Raw genomic sequence first — 15,071 nt, forward strand, 5'->3', positions numbered from 1 at the left:
AAAAACAAGAAGATAAAAAGGACGCAGATCACCAGTTGAAACATTTTATCGTAAAAATAAAAACGATGTTTTATTTATTAAATAAAAGACATCATTCAATACATCAATACGAATTTCAGTCTGCAGACGCAGAAACAAAAAAAGCGCCATAAGGCGCTTTTTTCTGACAGCTGAAACTTACTTGCTGCCTGGGATGCTGAAACGCTTGTTGAAGCGATCAACACGGCCACCGGTAGCAACATCACGCTGCTTGCCAGTATAGAACGGGTGGCACTGACCGCACACGTCCAGGTTCAGATCGTGACCGACGGTAGAGCGGATTTTCATGACGTTACCGCAAGAGCAGTTTGCAGTAATTTCTTCGTATTTCGGGTGAATATCTTTTTTCATGGGAAAACCTCGGTTTAAGGCCGCGTCGCTCTTCCAGCCCTAACGCCAGACACCACGCGATGTTAATTATTCCCCGTCACCTTTCACGCTGCATCAACAGCCTGAAACTCTCGGGTAATGGTCATTGTTTGACGCAATCAATTTGCATCAAAGGCGGCGAATCATACAGAAATTAACCTGCTCATGCAAACTGATCCGCATTCTACCCTTCACTAATGTGTATACTAACCCGCCAGATTTCAAGTCAGGATGATTCAATGCCCGTTGCGCACGTTGCCTTACCCGTTCCGCTACCTCGCACCTTTGACTACCTGCTGCCGGAAGGCATGAGCGCCAAAGCCGGGTGTCGTGTACGCGTGCCCTTTGGCAAGCAACAGGAGCGCGTGGGCATCGTTTTATCCGTCAGCGAGCACAGCGAACTGCCGCTGAGCGAATTGAAAGCCGTTCTCGAAGTGCTGGACAGCGAGCCGGTTTATTCGACCTCCGTCTGGCGTCTGCTGCTGTGGGCGGCTGACTATTATCACCATCCTATCGGCGACGTACTGTTTCACGCCCTGCCGATTCTGCTGCGCCAGGGACGCCCGGCGACAAACGCGCCCATATGGTACTGGTTTGCCACTGAAGAAGGTCAGGTTATTGATCTCAACAGCCTCAAGCGCTCTCCCAAGCAACAGCAGGCGCTGGCTGCGCTACGCCAGGGAAAAATCTGGCGCGACCAGGTGGCTGAGCTCGAATTTAATGACGCCGCATTACAGGCGCTGCGGAAAAAAGGGCTGTGCGATCTGGCGAGCGAAACGCCTGGTTTTAGCGACTGGCGTACCCACTACGCGGTTTCCGGTGAGCGTCTTCGACTGAACACCGAGCAAGCCACCGCCGTCGGGGCGATTCACAGCGCCGCGGACAGTTTTAGCGCCTGGCTATTAGCGGGCGTGACGGGCTCAGGCAAAACAGAGGTCTATCTAAGCGTACTGGAAAATGTCCTGGCCCAGGGCAAGCAGGCGCTGGTAATGGTGCCGGAGATTGGCCTGACGCCGCAAACTATTGCCCGTTTTCGCGAACGCTTCAATGCGCCGGTCGAAGTCCTGCACTCCGGTTTGAACGACAGCGAACGTCTTTCGGCCTGGCTGAAAGCAAAAAATGGCGAAGCGGCGATTGTTATCGGCACGCGCTCGTCACTGTTTACACCGTTTAAAAATCTCGGCGTGATTGTCATCGACGAAGAGCATGACAGCTCTTATAAACAGCAGGAAGGCTGGCGCTATCATGCGCGCGATCTCGCGGTTTATCGCGCCCACAGCGAGCAGATCCCGATTATTCTCGGCTCAGCCACTCCGGCTCTGGAAACGCTGTGCAACGTGCGACAGAAAAAATATCGCATGCTGCGCCTGACGCGCCGTGCCGGAAATGCGCGCCCAGCCACTCAGCACGTGCTGGATCTCAAAGGTCAGCAGGTGCAGGCCGGACTCGCCCCTGCGCTTATCACCCGTATGCGTCAGCACCTGCAGGCGGATAACCAGGTGATTCTGTTTTTGAACCGCCGGGGCTTTGCTCCTGCGCTGCTGTGTCATGACTGCGGCTGGATTGCCGAATGTCCGCGCTGCGATCACTACTACACGCTGCATCAGGCACAGCACCATTTACGCTGCCACCACTGCGACAGCCAGCGCCCAATACCACGTCAGTGCCCTTCCTGCGGCTCAACGCATATGGTTCCGGTTGGACTCGGCACCGAACAGCTTGAGCAGGCTCTGGCCCCTTTTTTCCCCGGCGTGCCAATCTCACGCATCGATCGCGACACCACCAGCCGTAAAGGGTCGCTGGAGCAGCATCTGGCGGAAGTACATCGCGGCGGCGCACGAATTCTGATCGGCACGCAAATGCTGGCCAAGGGCCACCACTTCCCGGACGTCACCCTGGTGGCGCTTCTGGACGTTGACGGCGCGCTGTTCTCTGCAGATTTCCGGTCGGCAGAACGCTTCGCCCAGCTTTACACGCAGGTCTCCGGGCGAGCAGGACGCGCCGGGAAACAGGGCGAAGTGGTGCTACAAACGCACCATCCTGAGCATCCGCTGCTGCAAACTTTGCTGTACAGAGGTTATGACGCGTTTGCCGAGCAGGCGCTGGCCGAGCGACAAACGCTCCAGCTTCCACCGTGGACCAGCCATGTGATCGTGCGGGCAGAAGATCATAACAACCAGCATGCGCCTATGTTCTTACAACAGTTGCGAAATCTGATCCAGGCCAGTCCGCTTGCCGATGACAAACTGTGGGTGCTCGGCCCGGTTCCCGCCCTGGCCCCCAAGCGCGGCGGTCGCTATCGCTGGCAAATTTTGTTGCAACATCCGTCGCGAATTCGCCTGCAGCATATCGTCAGCGGCACGCTGGCGCTGATCAATACGTTACCCGATGCACGTAAGGTTAAATGGGTGCTGGATGTCGATCCCATCGAGGGATAATCCCTCACGATGCGAGGCGGATCGTAAAATTAAAGATCCATCACACTTTTTATGAAAATTCTGTAACCGCTTCCATTAACTATCTGATAAAAATGTTTCAGATGAAGGCTATTCAAGGACGAGTCTGTGCCAGCAGGTCTCTGGCGAGGAGAAAGAGTGAAACCGAATAAGCAGGTTGCCGCCGCTACGATGAAAGATGTTGCTCTGAAGGCGAAAGTCTCAACGGCAACCGTATCCCGCGCATTAATGAACCCGGACAAAGTCTCGCAGTCAACCCGTAACAAGGTTGAACAGGCTGCGCTGGAAGTGGGATATTTACCCCAATCAATGGGACGCAACGTTAAGCGTAATGAATCACGTACCATTCTGGTGATTGTCCCGGATATCTGCGATCCGTTTTTTAGCGAAGTGATTCGCGGCATAGAAGTGACCGCCGCTGAGCAGGGATATCTGGTGCTTATCGGCGACTGCGCCCACCAGAATCAGCAGGAAAAGACCTTCCTCAACCTCATTATCACCAAACAGATCGATGGCATGGTGCTGCTCAGTTCGCGACTGCCGTTTGATGCCAGCGTGGAAGAGCAGCGCAACTTGCCGCCGATGGTCATGTCCAACGAGTTCGCGCCAGAGCTGGAACTCCCCACCGTGCACATTGATAATCTCACCGCCGCCTTCAACGCGATGAACTATCTGCTGGAATTGGGGCATAAACGCATTGGCTGTATCGCCGGACCAGAGGATATGCCGCTGTGCCATTACCGTCTGCAAGGTTACGTTCAGGCATTGCGCCGCAGTGGAATTACGGTCGATCCGCATTTCATCGCGCGCGGTGACTTTACCTATGAAGCGGGAGCCAATGCGCTTAAGCAGCTCCTTGAGCTTCCACAGCCACCTACTGCGGTCTTTTGCCACAGCGATGTCATGGCGCTGGGGGCACTCTCTTACGCCAAACGTCAGGGTCTGAAGGTACCTGACGATTTATCCATCATTGGCTTTGATAATATTTCGCTCACGGAATTTTGTGATCCACCCCTGACAACCGTCGCACAGCCGCGTTTCGATATCGGACGTGAAGCTATGCTGTTACTGCTCGATCAACTACAAGGTCAGAACGTCAGCAGTGGCTCACGTTTACTGGACTGCGAGCTTATTATTCGGGGTACTACCCGGGCACTGACGTAAAGTAAAGTGCTTTCGGACTCCCCTGTCTGGTCAAAGGCCCGCCGCTTAAGTAACATGGCGGGCTGACGAACGAATAAATACAGCGAAACGATAGTGGCACAACGAGATTATGTACGTCGCGGCCAACCGGCACCTTCGCGGCGCAAGAAGAGCACATCACGGAAAAAACAACGCAATACGCCTGCGGTATCGCCCGCTATGGTTGCTATTGCTGCAGCCGTACTCGTGACCTTTATCGGTGGTCTGTACTTCATTACGCATCACAAGAAAGAAGAGTCCGAAACGCTGCAAAACCAGAAAGTCACCGGTAATGGCATCCCGCCAAAACCGGAAGAGCGCTGGCGATACATCAAAGAGCTGGAAAGCCGTCAGCCTGGCGTACGTGCGCCTACCGAACCGTCTGCAGGCGGCGAGGTACTGAACGCCGATCAGCTTACCAATGAGCAGCGCCAGTTGTTGGCGCAAATGCAGGCCGATATGCGCCAACAGCCAACGCAGCTCAACGAAGTACCATGGAACGAACAAACTGCGGAACAACGCCAGCAAACGCTGCAGCGTCAACGTCAGGTGCAACAGCAGCAGTGGAATAACACCCAACAGCAGGCTCAACAGCCGCGCCAACGGGTAACGGAACAGCCGTACCAGCAGCAGCAAACGCGTACTGCGCAAACCGCACCGGTACAGCAGCCGAAGGCGCAGCCAAAACCTGCGGCCCAACAGCCGTATCAGGATCTACTGCAAACACCTGCGCATACCACCGCCGCTCAGCCGAAAACGCAGCCGGCCGCGCCGATAACAAATGAAACGCAGCCGCCAAAACAGACGGCGGAGAAAAAAGATGAACGCCGCTGGATGGTACAGTGCGGCTCATTTAAAGGCGCTGAGCAGGCAGAAACCGTGCGCGCGCAGTTGGCTTTTGAAGGCTTCAACTCACGTATTACCACCAATAACGGCTGGAATCGCGTGGTCATTGGTCCGGTCAAAGGCAAAGAGAATGCCGACAACACCATCAGCCGCCTGAAAGTTGCTGGTCACACAAACTGCATTCGACTCGCCACTGGGGGTTGAAACCCCCAAAATCCCCCCCATCTATACTTGCATTACGCCCCGCATACTGCGCGGGGCCTGTGTTTTGCATTTGTAACCAAGGGGTCTGCTCGTGACAACAATAGTAAGCGTACGCCGTAACGGCCATGTGGTAATCGCCGGTGATGGTCAGGCCACACTGGGTAACACCGTAATGAAAGGCAACGTGAAGAAAGTCCGCCGTCTGTACAACGACAAAGTCATCGCGGGCTTTGCGGGCGGTACTGCGGATGCATTCACGCTGTTTGAACTGTTTGAACGCAAGCTGGAAATGCACCAGGGTCACCTGGTGAAAGCTGCCGTTGAACTGGCAAAAGACTGGCGTACCGACCGTATGCTGCGCAAACTCGAAGCGCTGCTGGCCGTTGCGGATGAAACTGCATCACTCATCATCACCGGTAACGGCGACGTCATACAGCCAGAAAACGATCTGATTGCCATCGGCTCCGGCGGTCCCTACGCCCAAGCTGCTGCACGCGCTCTGCTGGAAAACACCGAGCTTGGCGCACGCGAGATTGCTGAGAAAGCGTTGGATATTGCAGGGGATATCTGCATTTATACCAACCACTTCCATACCATCGAAGAATTGAACTCCAAAGCGTAAGGATCCCCCATGTCTGAAATGACCCCACGCGAAATTGTCAGCGAACTGAACAAACACATCATCGGCCAGGACAACGCTAAGCGTTCCGTGGCGATTGCCCTGCGTAACCGCTGGCGCCGCATGCAGCTCAACGAAGAGCTGCGCCATGAAGTTACGCCGAAAAACATTCTGATGATTGGCCCAACCGGCGTCGGTAAAACCGAAATCGCCCGTCGTCTGGCAAAACTGGCCAACGCGCCGTTCATCAAAGTTGAAGCAACGAAATTCACCGAAGTCGGCTATGTTGGTAAAGAAGTTGACTCTATCATCCGCGATCTGACCGATGCTGCCATCAAAATGGTCCGCGTTCAGGCCATCGAGAAAAACCGCTTCCGTGCCGAAGAGATGGCGGAAGAGCGCATTCTCGACGTGCTGATCCCACCGGCTAAAAATAACTGGGGACAGTCAGAGCAGCCGCAGGAACCTTCAGCAGCGCGTCAGGCGTTCCGTAAAAAACTGCGTGAAGGCCAGTTGGATGATAAAGAGATCGAAATCGATCTCGCGGCCGCACCGATGGGCGTTGAAATCATGGCGCCTCCGGGAATGGAAGAGATGACCAGCCAGCTACAGTCCATGTTCCAGAACCTGGGCGGTCAGAAGCAAAAACCGCGTAAGCTGAAAATCAAAGACGCGATGAAGCTGCTGATTGAAGAAGAAGCGGCCAAACTGGTGAATCCGGAAGAGCTGAAACAGGAAGCTATCGACGCCGTTGAGCAACACGGAATCGTGTTTATCGACGAAATCGACAAAATCTGTAAGCGCGGCGAATCCTCCGGCCCGGACGTGTCCCGTGAAGGCGTACAGCGCGACCTGCTGCCGCTGGTTGAAGGCTGCACGGTCTCCACTAAACACGGTATGGTGAAAACAGATCACATTCTGTTTATCGCCTCTGGCGCATTCCAGGTAGCGAAACCGTCTGACCTGATCCCGGAACTGCAGGGGCGTCTGCCGATTCGTGTCGAACTGCAGGCGCTGACCACCAGCGATTTTGAGCGTATCCTTACCGAACCGAATGCCTCCATCACCGTCCAGTACAAAGCGCTGATGGCGACCGAAGGTGTGGACATCAACTTCACCGAATCGGGCATTAAACGCATTGCCGAAGCGGCCTGGCAGGTCAATGAAACCACCGAAAACATCGGTGCACGTCGTCTGCATACCGTTCTCGAGCGTCTGATGGAAGATATTTCCTATGATGCGAGCGATTTAAACGGCCAAAGCATCACAATTGATGCCGAATATGTGAGCAAACATCTGGATGCGCTGGTCGCAGATGAAGATCTGAGCCGTTTTATCCTATAATCGCGTTCAATGCATTTTCATCACTGTTGATGGGGCTGATAAAGCCCCATTTTTATTGGCGCTAAATATGACTGAACAACAAAAAATTAGCCGCTCACAAGCCTGGCTGGAAAGTTTACGACCTAAGACCTTACCGCTCGCCTTCGCGGCGATCATCGTCGGTACGGCATTAGCATGGTGGCAAGGATACTTCGATCCGCTGGTTGCTCTGTTGGCATTGATTACAGCAGGACTGCTGCAAATTCTGTCCAACCTCGCTAACGACTATGGCGATGCCGTCAAAGGCAGCGACAAGCCCGACCGCATTGGACCACTGCGCGGTATGCAAAAAGGGGTTATCACCCAACAGCAGATGAAGCGTGCGCTGATCGTTACCGTGGTGTTGATCTGTCTGTCGGGTCTGGCCCTGGTTGCTGTGGCCTGTCACACGCTGGCGGATTTTGTCGGTTTCCTGGTACTTGGTGGCCTGTCGATTATCGCGGCGATCACCTACACCGTGGGTAATCGCCCTTACGGATATATCGGTCTGGGCGATATTTCCGTGCTGGTATTCTTTGGCTGGCTTAGCGTGATGGGAAGCTGGTATCTGCAGGCGCATACGCTGATTCCGGCGCTGATTCTGCCTGCCACCGCCTGTGGCCTGCTGGCAACTGCCGTGCTCAACGTCAACAACCTGCGCGATATCAACAGCGACAGAGAGAACGGCAAGAACACGCTGGTAGTACGTTTAGGTGCCGTCAATGCCCGCCGCTACCATGCCTGCCTGCTGATGGGTACGCTGGTCTGCCTGGCGCTGTTTAACCTGTTTTCGCTACAAAGTCTGTGGGGATGGCTGTTTATCCTTGCCGCTCCGCTGCTTTTCAAACAGGCGCGTTACGTGATGCGCGAAATGGATCCTGCGGCAATGCGTCCGATGCTGGAACGCACCGTAAAAGCGGCGCTATTAACTAACTTGCTGTTTGTCGTTGGAATTTTCTTAAGTCAGTGGTCTCTTTAACTGACAAATATCAATTAACAATTGATGATTTTGCCAACAGTACACATAGCGCGATATACTAAAAATTCTCGCAGCAACTGAACGTTAAGCCTATGAAATACGATACATCCGAGCTTTGTGACATCTATCAGGAAGATGTCAACGTCGTGGAACCGCTGTTCTCTAACTTTGGAGGACGGTCGTCGTTTGGCGGACAAATCATCACGGTAAAATGTTTCGAGGACAACGGGTTGCTGTACGATCTGCTCGAACAAAATGGCCGTGGTCGCATTCTGCTGGTCGATGGCGGCGGTTCTGTCCGTCGTGCGCTAGTCGATGCCGAACTGGCGCGACTGGCCGTACAGAATGAATGGGAAGGTCTGGTCATCTACGGCTCAGTCCGCCAGGTAGACGATCTGGAAGAACTGGATATCGGCATTCAGGCGATTGCCGCAATTCCGGTAGGTGCTTCAGGAGAAGGTATTGGGGAAAGCGATGTGCGCGTCAACTTTGGCGGCGTGACATTCTTCTCCGGCGACCACCTGTACGCCGACAACACCGGGATAATCCTCTCCGAAGACCCGCTCGATATCGAGTAAGTGAAAAAGGCACCGCAAGGTGCCTTTTTTATGCGTTGTCACTGATTGCCAGTTGGCGGCTTACGCCTTATCCGGCCTACAGGCACTCGCAGTCTACATCCTCTATAGATTTCGCGTCAGGGCAAGGCGGCAAGTAAGTGAATCCCCAGGAGCATAGGCCACTATGTGACTGGGGTGAATGTACGCAGCCAACGCCGCCATAACGTGAAATATGACGAGGATTAGACTTCTTCCATACGCCCCAACAGGGCATGCAGACGATCCTGCCAGCCGTTCTGCTGTTCTTTCAGGTTGTTGTTCTCACGCTCCAGCTCTTCACGCTGCTGCTGTGCAGACTGAACTTCCTGCGACAGTGAGTTGTTCTTTTCTTTCAGCTCTTCGATTTCCATCTGCAACAGCGTGATGGTATCAATCGCCTGCTGTACTTTTGCTTCCAGTTTCTCAAACACTTCTAATGACATCGTCATACCTCTCCTGAATTGCAAGGCGTTGATGGATAAAAATCCTCGTCCCGATAACCGGCGACGCCTTAATAAAAACGAGCGCACTCTACTTAACACCGATTGTATGAAGCCGCGTCATCCCTGTCCAGCGGCATCCCGCGCAGATTGCGGTTTGCAACACTTTTCGTCTTTCTCCTGGTGACATTACTATCATAACTCTTAAGTGTTAACGAATTGATCATTGAAATGATTCAGCTCACACTATTTTTGTATAACAAATACCGCGAAATGGCGCGATAACGCTCATTTTGTTGATGGAGTACACACATTTCAATTTCGATATTTCTCGTTTTTGAGCGTTAACGATAAATTAACAGTGTGCCTACCGGCTCCGGGGATGTCAGTGACCTTCTCGCATACAATAAACATTAAACTCTCTTCAGGATCCGATTATGAGTCAAACATCAACCTTAAAAGGCCAGTGCATTGCTGAATTCCTCGGTACCGGGTTGTTGATTTTCTTCGGTGTGGGATGTGTCGCTGCACTCAAAGTTGCTGGGGCTACTTTTGGTCAGTGGGAAATCAGTATCATCTGGGGTCTGGGGGTAGCGATGGCTATCTATCTGACTGCAGGCGTTTCTGGTGCACACCTGAATCCAGCGGTAACCATCGCACTCTGGCTGTTCGCCTGTTTTGATAAACGCAAAGTTGCTCCTTTTATTATTTCGCAAATTGCCGGCGCCTTTTGCGCAGCGGCACTGGTTTACGGGCTTTATTACAATCTTTTCATCGATTTCGAACAAACTAACCATATCGTGCGCGGCAGTACCGAGAGCCTGGGTCTGGCAGGTACTTTCTCGACCTATCCGAACCCGCATATCAATTTTGTGCAGGCCTTCGCGGTTGAAATGGTCATTACCGCTATTCTAATGGGGCTGATTCTGGCTCTGACCGACGATGGTAACGGTGTACCTCGTGGTCCGCTGGCACCACTGCTGATCGGCTTGTTGATTGCCGTTATTGGTGCTTCCATGGGTCCGCTAACAGGTTTTGCGATGAACCCGGCACGTGACTTCGGACCGAAACTCTTCGCCTGGATGGCCGGATGGGGTGAGATTGCCTTCACGGGTGGTCGTGATATCCCTTACTTCCTGGTCCCGGTGTTTGGCCCGATTACCGGCGCGATTTTAGGCGCATGGGCATATCGCAAACTGATTGGTCGCCATTTACCGTGCGATGTCTGCGCGATTGAAGAGAAAGACGTTGCGACCAACACTCAACAAAAAGCTTCGCAGTAATGTGACTACGGGACAAATAATCATGACTGAAAAAAAATATATCGTTGCGCTCGACCAGGGCACCACCAGCTCCCGCGCGGTCGTAATGGACCACGATGCGAATATCGTTAGCGTTTCACAGCGCGAATTCGAGCAAATCTACCCGAAAGCAGGTTGGGTAGAACATGACCCAATGGAAATTTGGGCGACCCAAAGCTCCACGCTGGTAGAAGTTCTGGCGAAAGCCGATATCAGTTCCGATGAAATTGCAGCGATCGGTATTACCAACCAGCGTGAAACCACCATCGTCTGGGAGCGTGAGACCGGTAAACCTATCTATAACGCAATTGTGTGGCAGTGTCGTCGTACCGCGGATATCTGCGAAAAGCTCAAGCGCGACGGTATGGAAGAGTACATCCGTAATAACACGGGTCTGGTAATTGACCCGTACTTTTCCGGCACTAAAGTGAAGTGGATCCTCGACCACGTAGAAGGCTCACGTGAGCGCGCTCGTCGCGGCGAACTGCTGTTCGGTACGGTAGACACCTGGCTTATCTGGAAAATGACGCAGGGACGCGTACACGTAACGGATTACACCAACGCCTCTCGTACCATGCTGTTCAACATCCACTCCCTGGACTGGGATGACACGATGCTGGATGCGCTGGATATTCCGCGTGCAATGCTGCCAGAAGTGCGTCGTTCTTCTGAAGTGTACGGCCAGACCAACATCGGTGGTAAAGGCGGCATTCGTATTCCTATCTCCGGTATTGCCGGTGACCAGCAGGCCGCTCTGTTTGGCCAGCTGTGCGTGAAGGAAGGGATGGCGAAAAACACTTACGGTACCGGCTGCTTCATGCTGATGAACACTGGCGAGAAAGCCGTTAAGTCCGAAAATGGACTACTGACCACCATCGCCTGTGGACCGACCGGGGAAGTGAACTACGCGCTGGAAGGTGCGGTATTTATGGCTGGCGCATCCATCCAGTGGCTGCGCGATGAAATGAAACTCATCAGCGATGCATTCGACTCTGAATATTTCGCCACCAAAGTGAAAGACACCAACGGCGTATACGTCGTTCCGGCATTCACAGGCCTTGGCGCACCGTACTGGGACCCGTATGCACGCGGAGCCATCTTCGGCCTGACCCGTGGCGTAAACTCCAACCACATCATCCGCGCAACGCTTGAGTCTATCGCTTACCAGACCCGTGACGTACTGGAAGCGATGCAGGCTGATTCCGGTATTCGCCTGCACGCCCTGCGCGTCGATGGCGGTGCGGTCGCCAACAACTTCCTGATGCAGTTCCAGTCCGATATTCTCGGCACGCGCGTTGAGCGCCCGGAAGTCCGCGAAGTCACCGCATTGGGTGCGGCGTACCTTGCCGGTCTGGCAGTAGGTTTCTGGCAGAATCTGGATGAACTGCAGGAGAAAGCGGTCATCGAGCGTGAATTCCGCCCGGGCATCGAAACCACCGAGCGTAATTTCCGTTACAGCGGCTGGAAAAAAGCGGTCAAACGCGCCATGGCGTGGGAAGATCACGACGAGTAATTCGTCATTGCCGGATGGCGACGTTACCTTGTCCGGCAATATCTTCGTGCGGGGGCAACCCCGCACACACATCAATAATCTAGTCCCCTCCCCTGTGCTACACTTCGCGCCATTCCTTTCAGCTACGAGTTTGCAATGAGACGAGAACTTGCCATTGAATTTTCACGCGTGACCGAAGCGGCCGCGCTGGCTGGCTATAAATGGCTGGGCCGCGGCGATAAAAATACCGCTGATGGCGCGGCGGTGAACGCCATGCGTATTATGCTCAACCAGGTCAACATCGACGGCACCATCGTGATTGGCGAGGGTGAGATTGATGAAGCGCCGATGCTGTTTATCGGCGAGAAAGTCGGAACCGGCCACGGTGATGCGGTCGACATCGCCGTCGATCCTATCGAAGGCACGCGTATGACAGCAATGGGCCAGGCGAATGCGCTGGCGGTGCTGGCTGTAGGCGATAAAGGCTGTTTCCTGAACGCGCCAGACATGTACATGGAAAAGCTGATTGTCGGCCCTGGCGCAAAAGGGTCCATCGACCTGAACCTGTCACTGGAAACCAACCTACGAAACATTGCAGCCGCGCTGAACAAACCACTGAGTGACCTGACCGTCACCATCCTGGCAAAACCACGCCATGACGAGGTTATTGCAGAGATGGCGAAACTGGGCGTGCGCGTCTTCGCCATTCCTGACGGCGACGTTGCGGCCTCGATTCTGACCTGTATGCCTGACAGCGAAGTTGACGTGCTGTACGGTATTGGCGGCGCACCGGAAGGCGTGGTTTCCGCGGCCGTCATCCGCGCGCTGGACGGCGACATGCAGGGCCGCCTGCTGGCGCGCCATGACGTCAAAGGCGACAGCGAAGAGAACCGTCGTATTGGCGAACAGGAACTGGCCCGCTGCACCGCGATGGGCATTGAAGCGGGCAAAGCGCTGCGTCTGGATGAAATGGCGCGCAGCGACAACGTCATTTTCTCCGCTACCGGCATCACCAAAGGCGATCTGCTGGAAGGGATTAGCCGTAAAGGCAATATCGCAACCACCGAAACGCTGTTGATCCGCGGCAAATCACGCACGATCCGCCGCATTCAGTCGATTCACTACCTCGATCGCAAAGATCCCGATGTGCAGGCGCACATCCTGTAATTGATTTGATCAATAGAGCCTTCCAGCCCATCCGGGCTGGAAATCTTTCGTCCAACGAACGAAGATAAGGCAATCAAAGCAGACAGGAGAAAACCATGGCAGATTGGGTAACAGGCAAAGTCACAAAGGTGCAGAACTGGACCGATGCCCTGTTTAGTTTGACCGTGCGAGCTCCGGTTCTTCCTTTCACTGCAGGTCAGTTCACCAAGCTTGGCCTTGAGATCGACGGTGAGCGCGTCCAGCGCGCCTATTCCTACGTGAATGCGCCCGATAACCCCGACTTAGAATTTTATCTGGTGACGGTTCCCGACGGCAAACTCAGCCCTCAACTGGCGGCGCTAAAGCCTGGCGATGAAGTTCAGGTGGTGAGTGAGGCCGCTGGTTTCTTCGTGCTGGATGAAGTCCCTGATTGCGAAACGCTATGGATGCTGGCAACCGGCACGGCTATCGGCCCGTATTTGTCGATTCTTCAATTAGGCAAAGACCTGGATCGCTTTAAAAATCTGGTGCTGGTCCACGCCGCACGCTATGCCGCCGATTTGAGCTACCTGCCATTGATGCAGGCGCTGGAAAAACGCTACGAAGGTAAATTACGCATCCAGACGGTTGTTAGCCGTGAGACAGCCGTAGATTCGCTGACCGGGCGTGTACCGGCGCTGATTGAAAGCGGTGAACTGGAAAAGGCGGTAGGGCTGCCAATGGATAAAGAAACCAGCCATGTGATGTTGTGCGGAAATCCACAAATGGTACGCGACACGCAGCAACTGCTGAAAGAGACCCGGCAGATGACCAAACACCTGCGCCGTCGACCGGGCCATATGACTGCTGAGCACTACTGGTGAGGGTTGCCGGGAGGCGCTTGCGCTTCTCCGGTCGACAACTACTGGCGCTCGGCTTTGTACTTTACGTCCTGCGTATCCTTACCATATTTATTTTCGTCCTGGGTGCCAACGAACGCGCCCAGATCGATGAGCATGCCGACCAGAATGAGCGTCGGAACAAAGCGACCAACCGCCCATTGCCAGACGCCGGGTAACATCGTCCAATTTCCGGCCAGCAGCATCCACGCCAAAATCATCAGCAGCGCCCACGCTCCAGAACGTCCCCGATCGTGCAGGCGTTTTACCGTCACTGCCGCCGTCGGCCATAGCAGACAAACCAGACAAAATGCCGCAGTCTGAATATCGAGTAATTGCTTGCTCGCCAGCGAGAACAGAACCAGCATTCCGACGATCCACAGACCTATCCAAATCCAGAAATCACGGCGCCCGATGCGCCCTTTAAATGAAAATAACCACTGCTGTATGGTCATGTAAGTTCCTTTATTATTACCTTCCAGAACAGTTTACCCTTTTGACAAGCCCGACAGTTACCGTTTTAATCGTGAGCAGTCATAACGAAAGGTACGATTGATGAAGCAAGGATTTACACTGTTTTTATTATTGTTTTCAGCCTTCACCGCGAGCGTTGCGGCACGGGCGGAAGAGCCATCGACGGCAACCACGGCCCCCTATTTACTGGCGGGTGCGCCGACCTTTGACCTGTCGATTAGCCAGTTTCGCGAAAACTTTAATACGCAGAATCCGAAGCTTATCCTGAATGAGTTCCGCGCCATCGACAGCAGCCGCGATCGGGCAAACCTCACCCGCGCGGCCAGTAAAATCAATGAAAACCTGTATGCGTCCTCCGCCCTTGAGCGCGGCACGCTAAAAATCAAAAGTATGCAGATAACCTGGTTGCCGATTCAGGGACCAGAACAAAAGGCGGCCAAAGCGAAAGCGCTGGAATACATGACCGCCGTCATTCGTACCGTCGCGCCGCTACTGACGAAAGAGCAGAGCCAGAAAAAGCTGCAAAAACTGCTCGCTGCCGGCAAAGGTAAACACTATTACGCCGAAACAGAAGGCGCAATTCGCTATGTTGTGGCAGATAACGGTGAAAAAGGGCTGACCTTCGCTGTTGAACCGATTAAGCTGGCACTATCAGAAAGTCTTGAGAAGGCGAATTGATGACAAAAAG

The 15,071-nt window shown here is 53.8% G+C and carries 15 protein-coding genes; 12 read left to right on the top strand and 3 right to left on the bottom strand.

Annotated elements, in window-relative coordinates:
• Positions 1–177 precede the first annotated feature (177 nt).
• Complete coding sequence (gene rpmE, locus HV345_RS22410) at positions 178–390, bottom strand: 50S ribosomal protein L31 (RefSeq protein ID WP_008787040.1); 213 nt, start codon at positions 388–390, stop codon at positions 178–180.
• A 257-nt stretch (positions 391–647) separates the two neighbouring features.
• Between rpmE and priA the strand changes: the two genes are divergently transcribed.
• The 7 genes from priA to rraA all read left to right on the top strand — a co-directional run bounded on the left by priA (position 648) and on the right by rraA (position 8,634).
• On the top strand, positions 648–2,846 hold the full coding sequence (priA, locus tag HV345_RS22415) for a primosomal protein N' (protein ID WP_151223058.1): 2,199 nt from the start codon (positions 648–650) through the stop codon (positions 2,844–2,846).
• Positions 2,847–3,002: 156 nt separating this feature from the next.
• Positions 3,003–4,028 (top strand): DNA-binding transcriptional regulator CytR, encoded by a 1,026-nt coding sequence (gene cytR, locus HV345_RS22420; RefSeq protein ID WP_016157916.1) that lies wholly within the window; start codon positions 3,003–3,005, stop codon positions 4,026–4,028.
• A 93-nt stretch (positions 4,029–4,121) separates the two neighbouring features.
• The gene (gene ftsN / locus HV345_RS22425; RefSeq protein ID WP_071600361.1) at positions 4,122–5,096 is read left to right on the top strand and encodes a cell division protein FtsN; all 975 of its coding nucleotides are present in this window, start codon (positions 4,122–4,124) and stop codon (positions 5,094–5,096) included.
• 91 nt (positions 5,097–5,187) lie between these two features.
• The gene (gene hslV / locus HV345_RS22430; protein WP_003028805.1) at positions 5,188–5,718 is read left to right on the top strand and encodes an ATP-dependent protease subunit HslV; all 531 of its coding nucleotides are present in this window, start codon (positions 5,188–5,190) and stop codon (positions 5,716–5,718) included.
• A 9-nt stretch (positions 5,719–5,727) separates the two neighbouring features.
• Positions 5,728–7,059 carry an HslU--HslV peptidase ATPase subunit gene (hslU, locus tag HV345_RS22435; protein WP_003028803.1) on the top strand — a complete coding sequence of 444 codons (1,332 nt, stop codon included), beginning with the start codon at positions 5,728–5,730 and terminating at the stop codon, positions 7,057–7,059.
• 67 nt (positions 7,060–7,126) lie between these two features.
• A complete protein-coding gene (menA, locus tag HV345_RS22440) occupies positions 7,127–8,056 on the top strand; it encodes a 1,4-dihydroxy-2-naphthoate polyprenyltransferase (protein WP_016157915.1) in 930 nt (309 codons plus the stop codon).
• Positions 8,057–8,148: 92 nt separating this feature from the next.
• Entirely contained in the window at positions 8,149–8,634 is a 486-nt protein-coding gene (gene rraA / locus HV345_RS22445; protein ID WP_008787034.1) for a ribonuclease E activity regulator RraA, read from the top strand.
• Between the two features lie 221 nt (positions 8,635–8,855).
• On the opposite strand, the gene zapB is transcribed toward rraA, so the two are convergent.
• Positions 8,856–9,101, bottom strand: coding sequence for a septal ring assembly protein ZapB (gene zapB, locus HV345_RS22450; RefSeq protein ID WP_019077914.1), 246 nt, complete (start codon positions 9,099–9,101; stop codon positions 8,856–8,858).
• Positions 9,102–9,529: 428 nt separating this feature from the next.
• Between zapB and HV345_RS22455 the strand changes: the two genes are divergently transcribed.
• The 4 genes from HV345_RS22455 (at position 9,530) to fpr (ending at position 13,894) form a co-directional block, all read left to right on the top strand.
• Positions 9,530–10,375 carry an MIP/aquaporin family protein gene (locus HV345_RS22455; protein WP_016155255.1) on the top strand — a complete coding sequence of 282 codons (846 nt, stop codon included), beginning with the start codon at positions 9,530–9,532 and terminating at the stop codon, positions 10,373–10,375.
• Positions 10,376–10,397: 22 nt separating this feature from the next.
• Complete coding sequence (gene glpK, locus HV345_RS22460) at positions 10,398–11,906, top strand: glycerol kinase GlpK (RefSeq protein ID WP_016155254.1); 1,509 nt, start codon at positions 10,398–10,400, stop codon at positions 11,904–11,906.
• Positions 11,907–12,041: 135 nt separating this feature from the next.
• Positions 12,042–13,052, top strand: coding sequence for a class II fructose-bisphosphatase (gene glpX / locus HV345_RS22465; RefSeq protein WP_016155253.1), 1,011 nt, complete (start codon positions 12,042–12,044; stop codon positions 13,050–13,052).
• Between the two features lie 95 nt (positions 13,053–13,147).
• Positions 13,148–13,894, top strand: a complete 747-nt coding sequence (gene fpr / locus HV345_RS22470; protein ID WP_049040560.1) for a ferredoxin--NADP(+) reductase — start codon at positions 13,148–13,150, stop codon at positions 13,892–13,894.
• A gap of 38 nt (positions 13,895–13,932) precedes the next feature.
• On the opposite strand, the gene HV345_RS22475 is transcribed toward fpr, so the two are convergent.
• On the bottom strand, positions 13,933–14,364 hold the full coding sequence (locus HV345_RS22475; RefSeq protein WP_016155251.1) for a DUF805 domain-containing protein: 432 nt from the start codon (positions 14,362–14,364) through the stop codon (positions 13,933–13,935).
• A gap of 100 nt (positions 14,365–14,464) precedes the next feature.
• Here HV345_RS22475 and HV345_RS22480 point away from each other — a divergent pair, with 100 nt between their 5' ends.
• On the top strand, positions 14,465–15,061 hold the full coding sequence (locus tag HV345_RS22480) for a YiiQ family protein (protein ID WP_016155250.1): 597 nt from the start codon (positions 14,465–14,467) through the stop codon (positions 15,059–15,061).
• Positions 15,062–15,071 lie beyond the last annotated feature (10 nt).

Origin of the sequence: Citrobacter sp. RHBSTW-00986 (assembly GCF_013783065.1) — a bacterium.
Lineage (GTDB): Bacteria > Pseudomonadota > Gammaproteobacteria > Enterobacterales > Enterobacteriaceae > Citrobacter > Citrobacter braakii.

Excerpts from the sequence above, each read along its gene's own strand:
- rpmE (WP_008787040.1), bottom strand. The coding sequence starts at position 390 with ATGAAAAAAGATATTCACCCGAAATACGAAGAAATTACTGCAAACTGC.
- priA (WP_151223058.1), top strand. The coding sequence starts at position 648 with ATGCCCGTTGCGCACGTTGCCTTACCCGTTCCGCTACCTCGCACCTTT.
- hslU (WP_003028803.1), top strand. The coding sequence starts at position 5,728 with ATGTCTGAAATGACCCCACGCGAAATTGTCAGCGAACTGAACAAACAC.
- menA (WP_016157915.1), top strand. The coding sequence starts at position 7,127 with ATGACTGAACAACAAAAAATTAGCCGCTCACAAGCCTGGCTGGAAAGT.
- rraA (WP_008787034.1), top strand. The coding sequence starts at position 8,149 with ATGAAATACGATACATCCGAGCTTTGTGACATCTATCAGGAAGATGTC.
- zapB (WP_019077914.1), bottom strand. The coding sequence starts at position 9,101 with ATGACGATGTCATTAGAAGTGTTTGAGAAACTGGAAGCAAAAGTACAG.
- HV345_RS22455 (WP_016155255.1), top strand. The coding sequence starts at position 9,530 with ATGAGTCAAACATCAACCTTAAAAGGCCAGTGCATTGCTGAATTCCTC.
- glpK (WP_016155254.1), top strand. The coding sequence starts at position 10,398 with ATGACTGAAAAAAAATATATCGTTGCGCTCGACCAGGGCACCACCAGC.
- glpX (WP_016155253.1), top strand. The coding sequence starts at position 12,042 with ATGAGACGAGAACTTGCCATTGAATTTTCACGCGTGACCGAAGCGGCC.
- fpr (WP_049040560.1), top strand. The coding sequence starts at position 13,148 with ATGGCAGATTGGGTAACAGGCAAAGTCACAAAGGTGCAGAACTGGACC.
- HV345_RS22475 (WP_016155251.1), bottom strand. The coding sequence starts at position 14,364 with ATGACCATACAGCAGTGGTTATTTTCATTTAAAGGGCGCATCGGGCGC.
- HV345_RS22480 (WP_016155250.1), top strand. The coding sequence starts at position 14,465 with ATGAAGCAAGGATTTACACTGTTTTTATTATTGTTTTCAGCCTTCACC.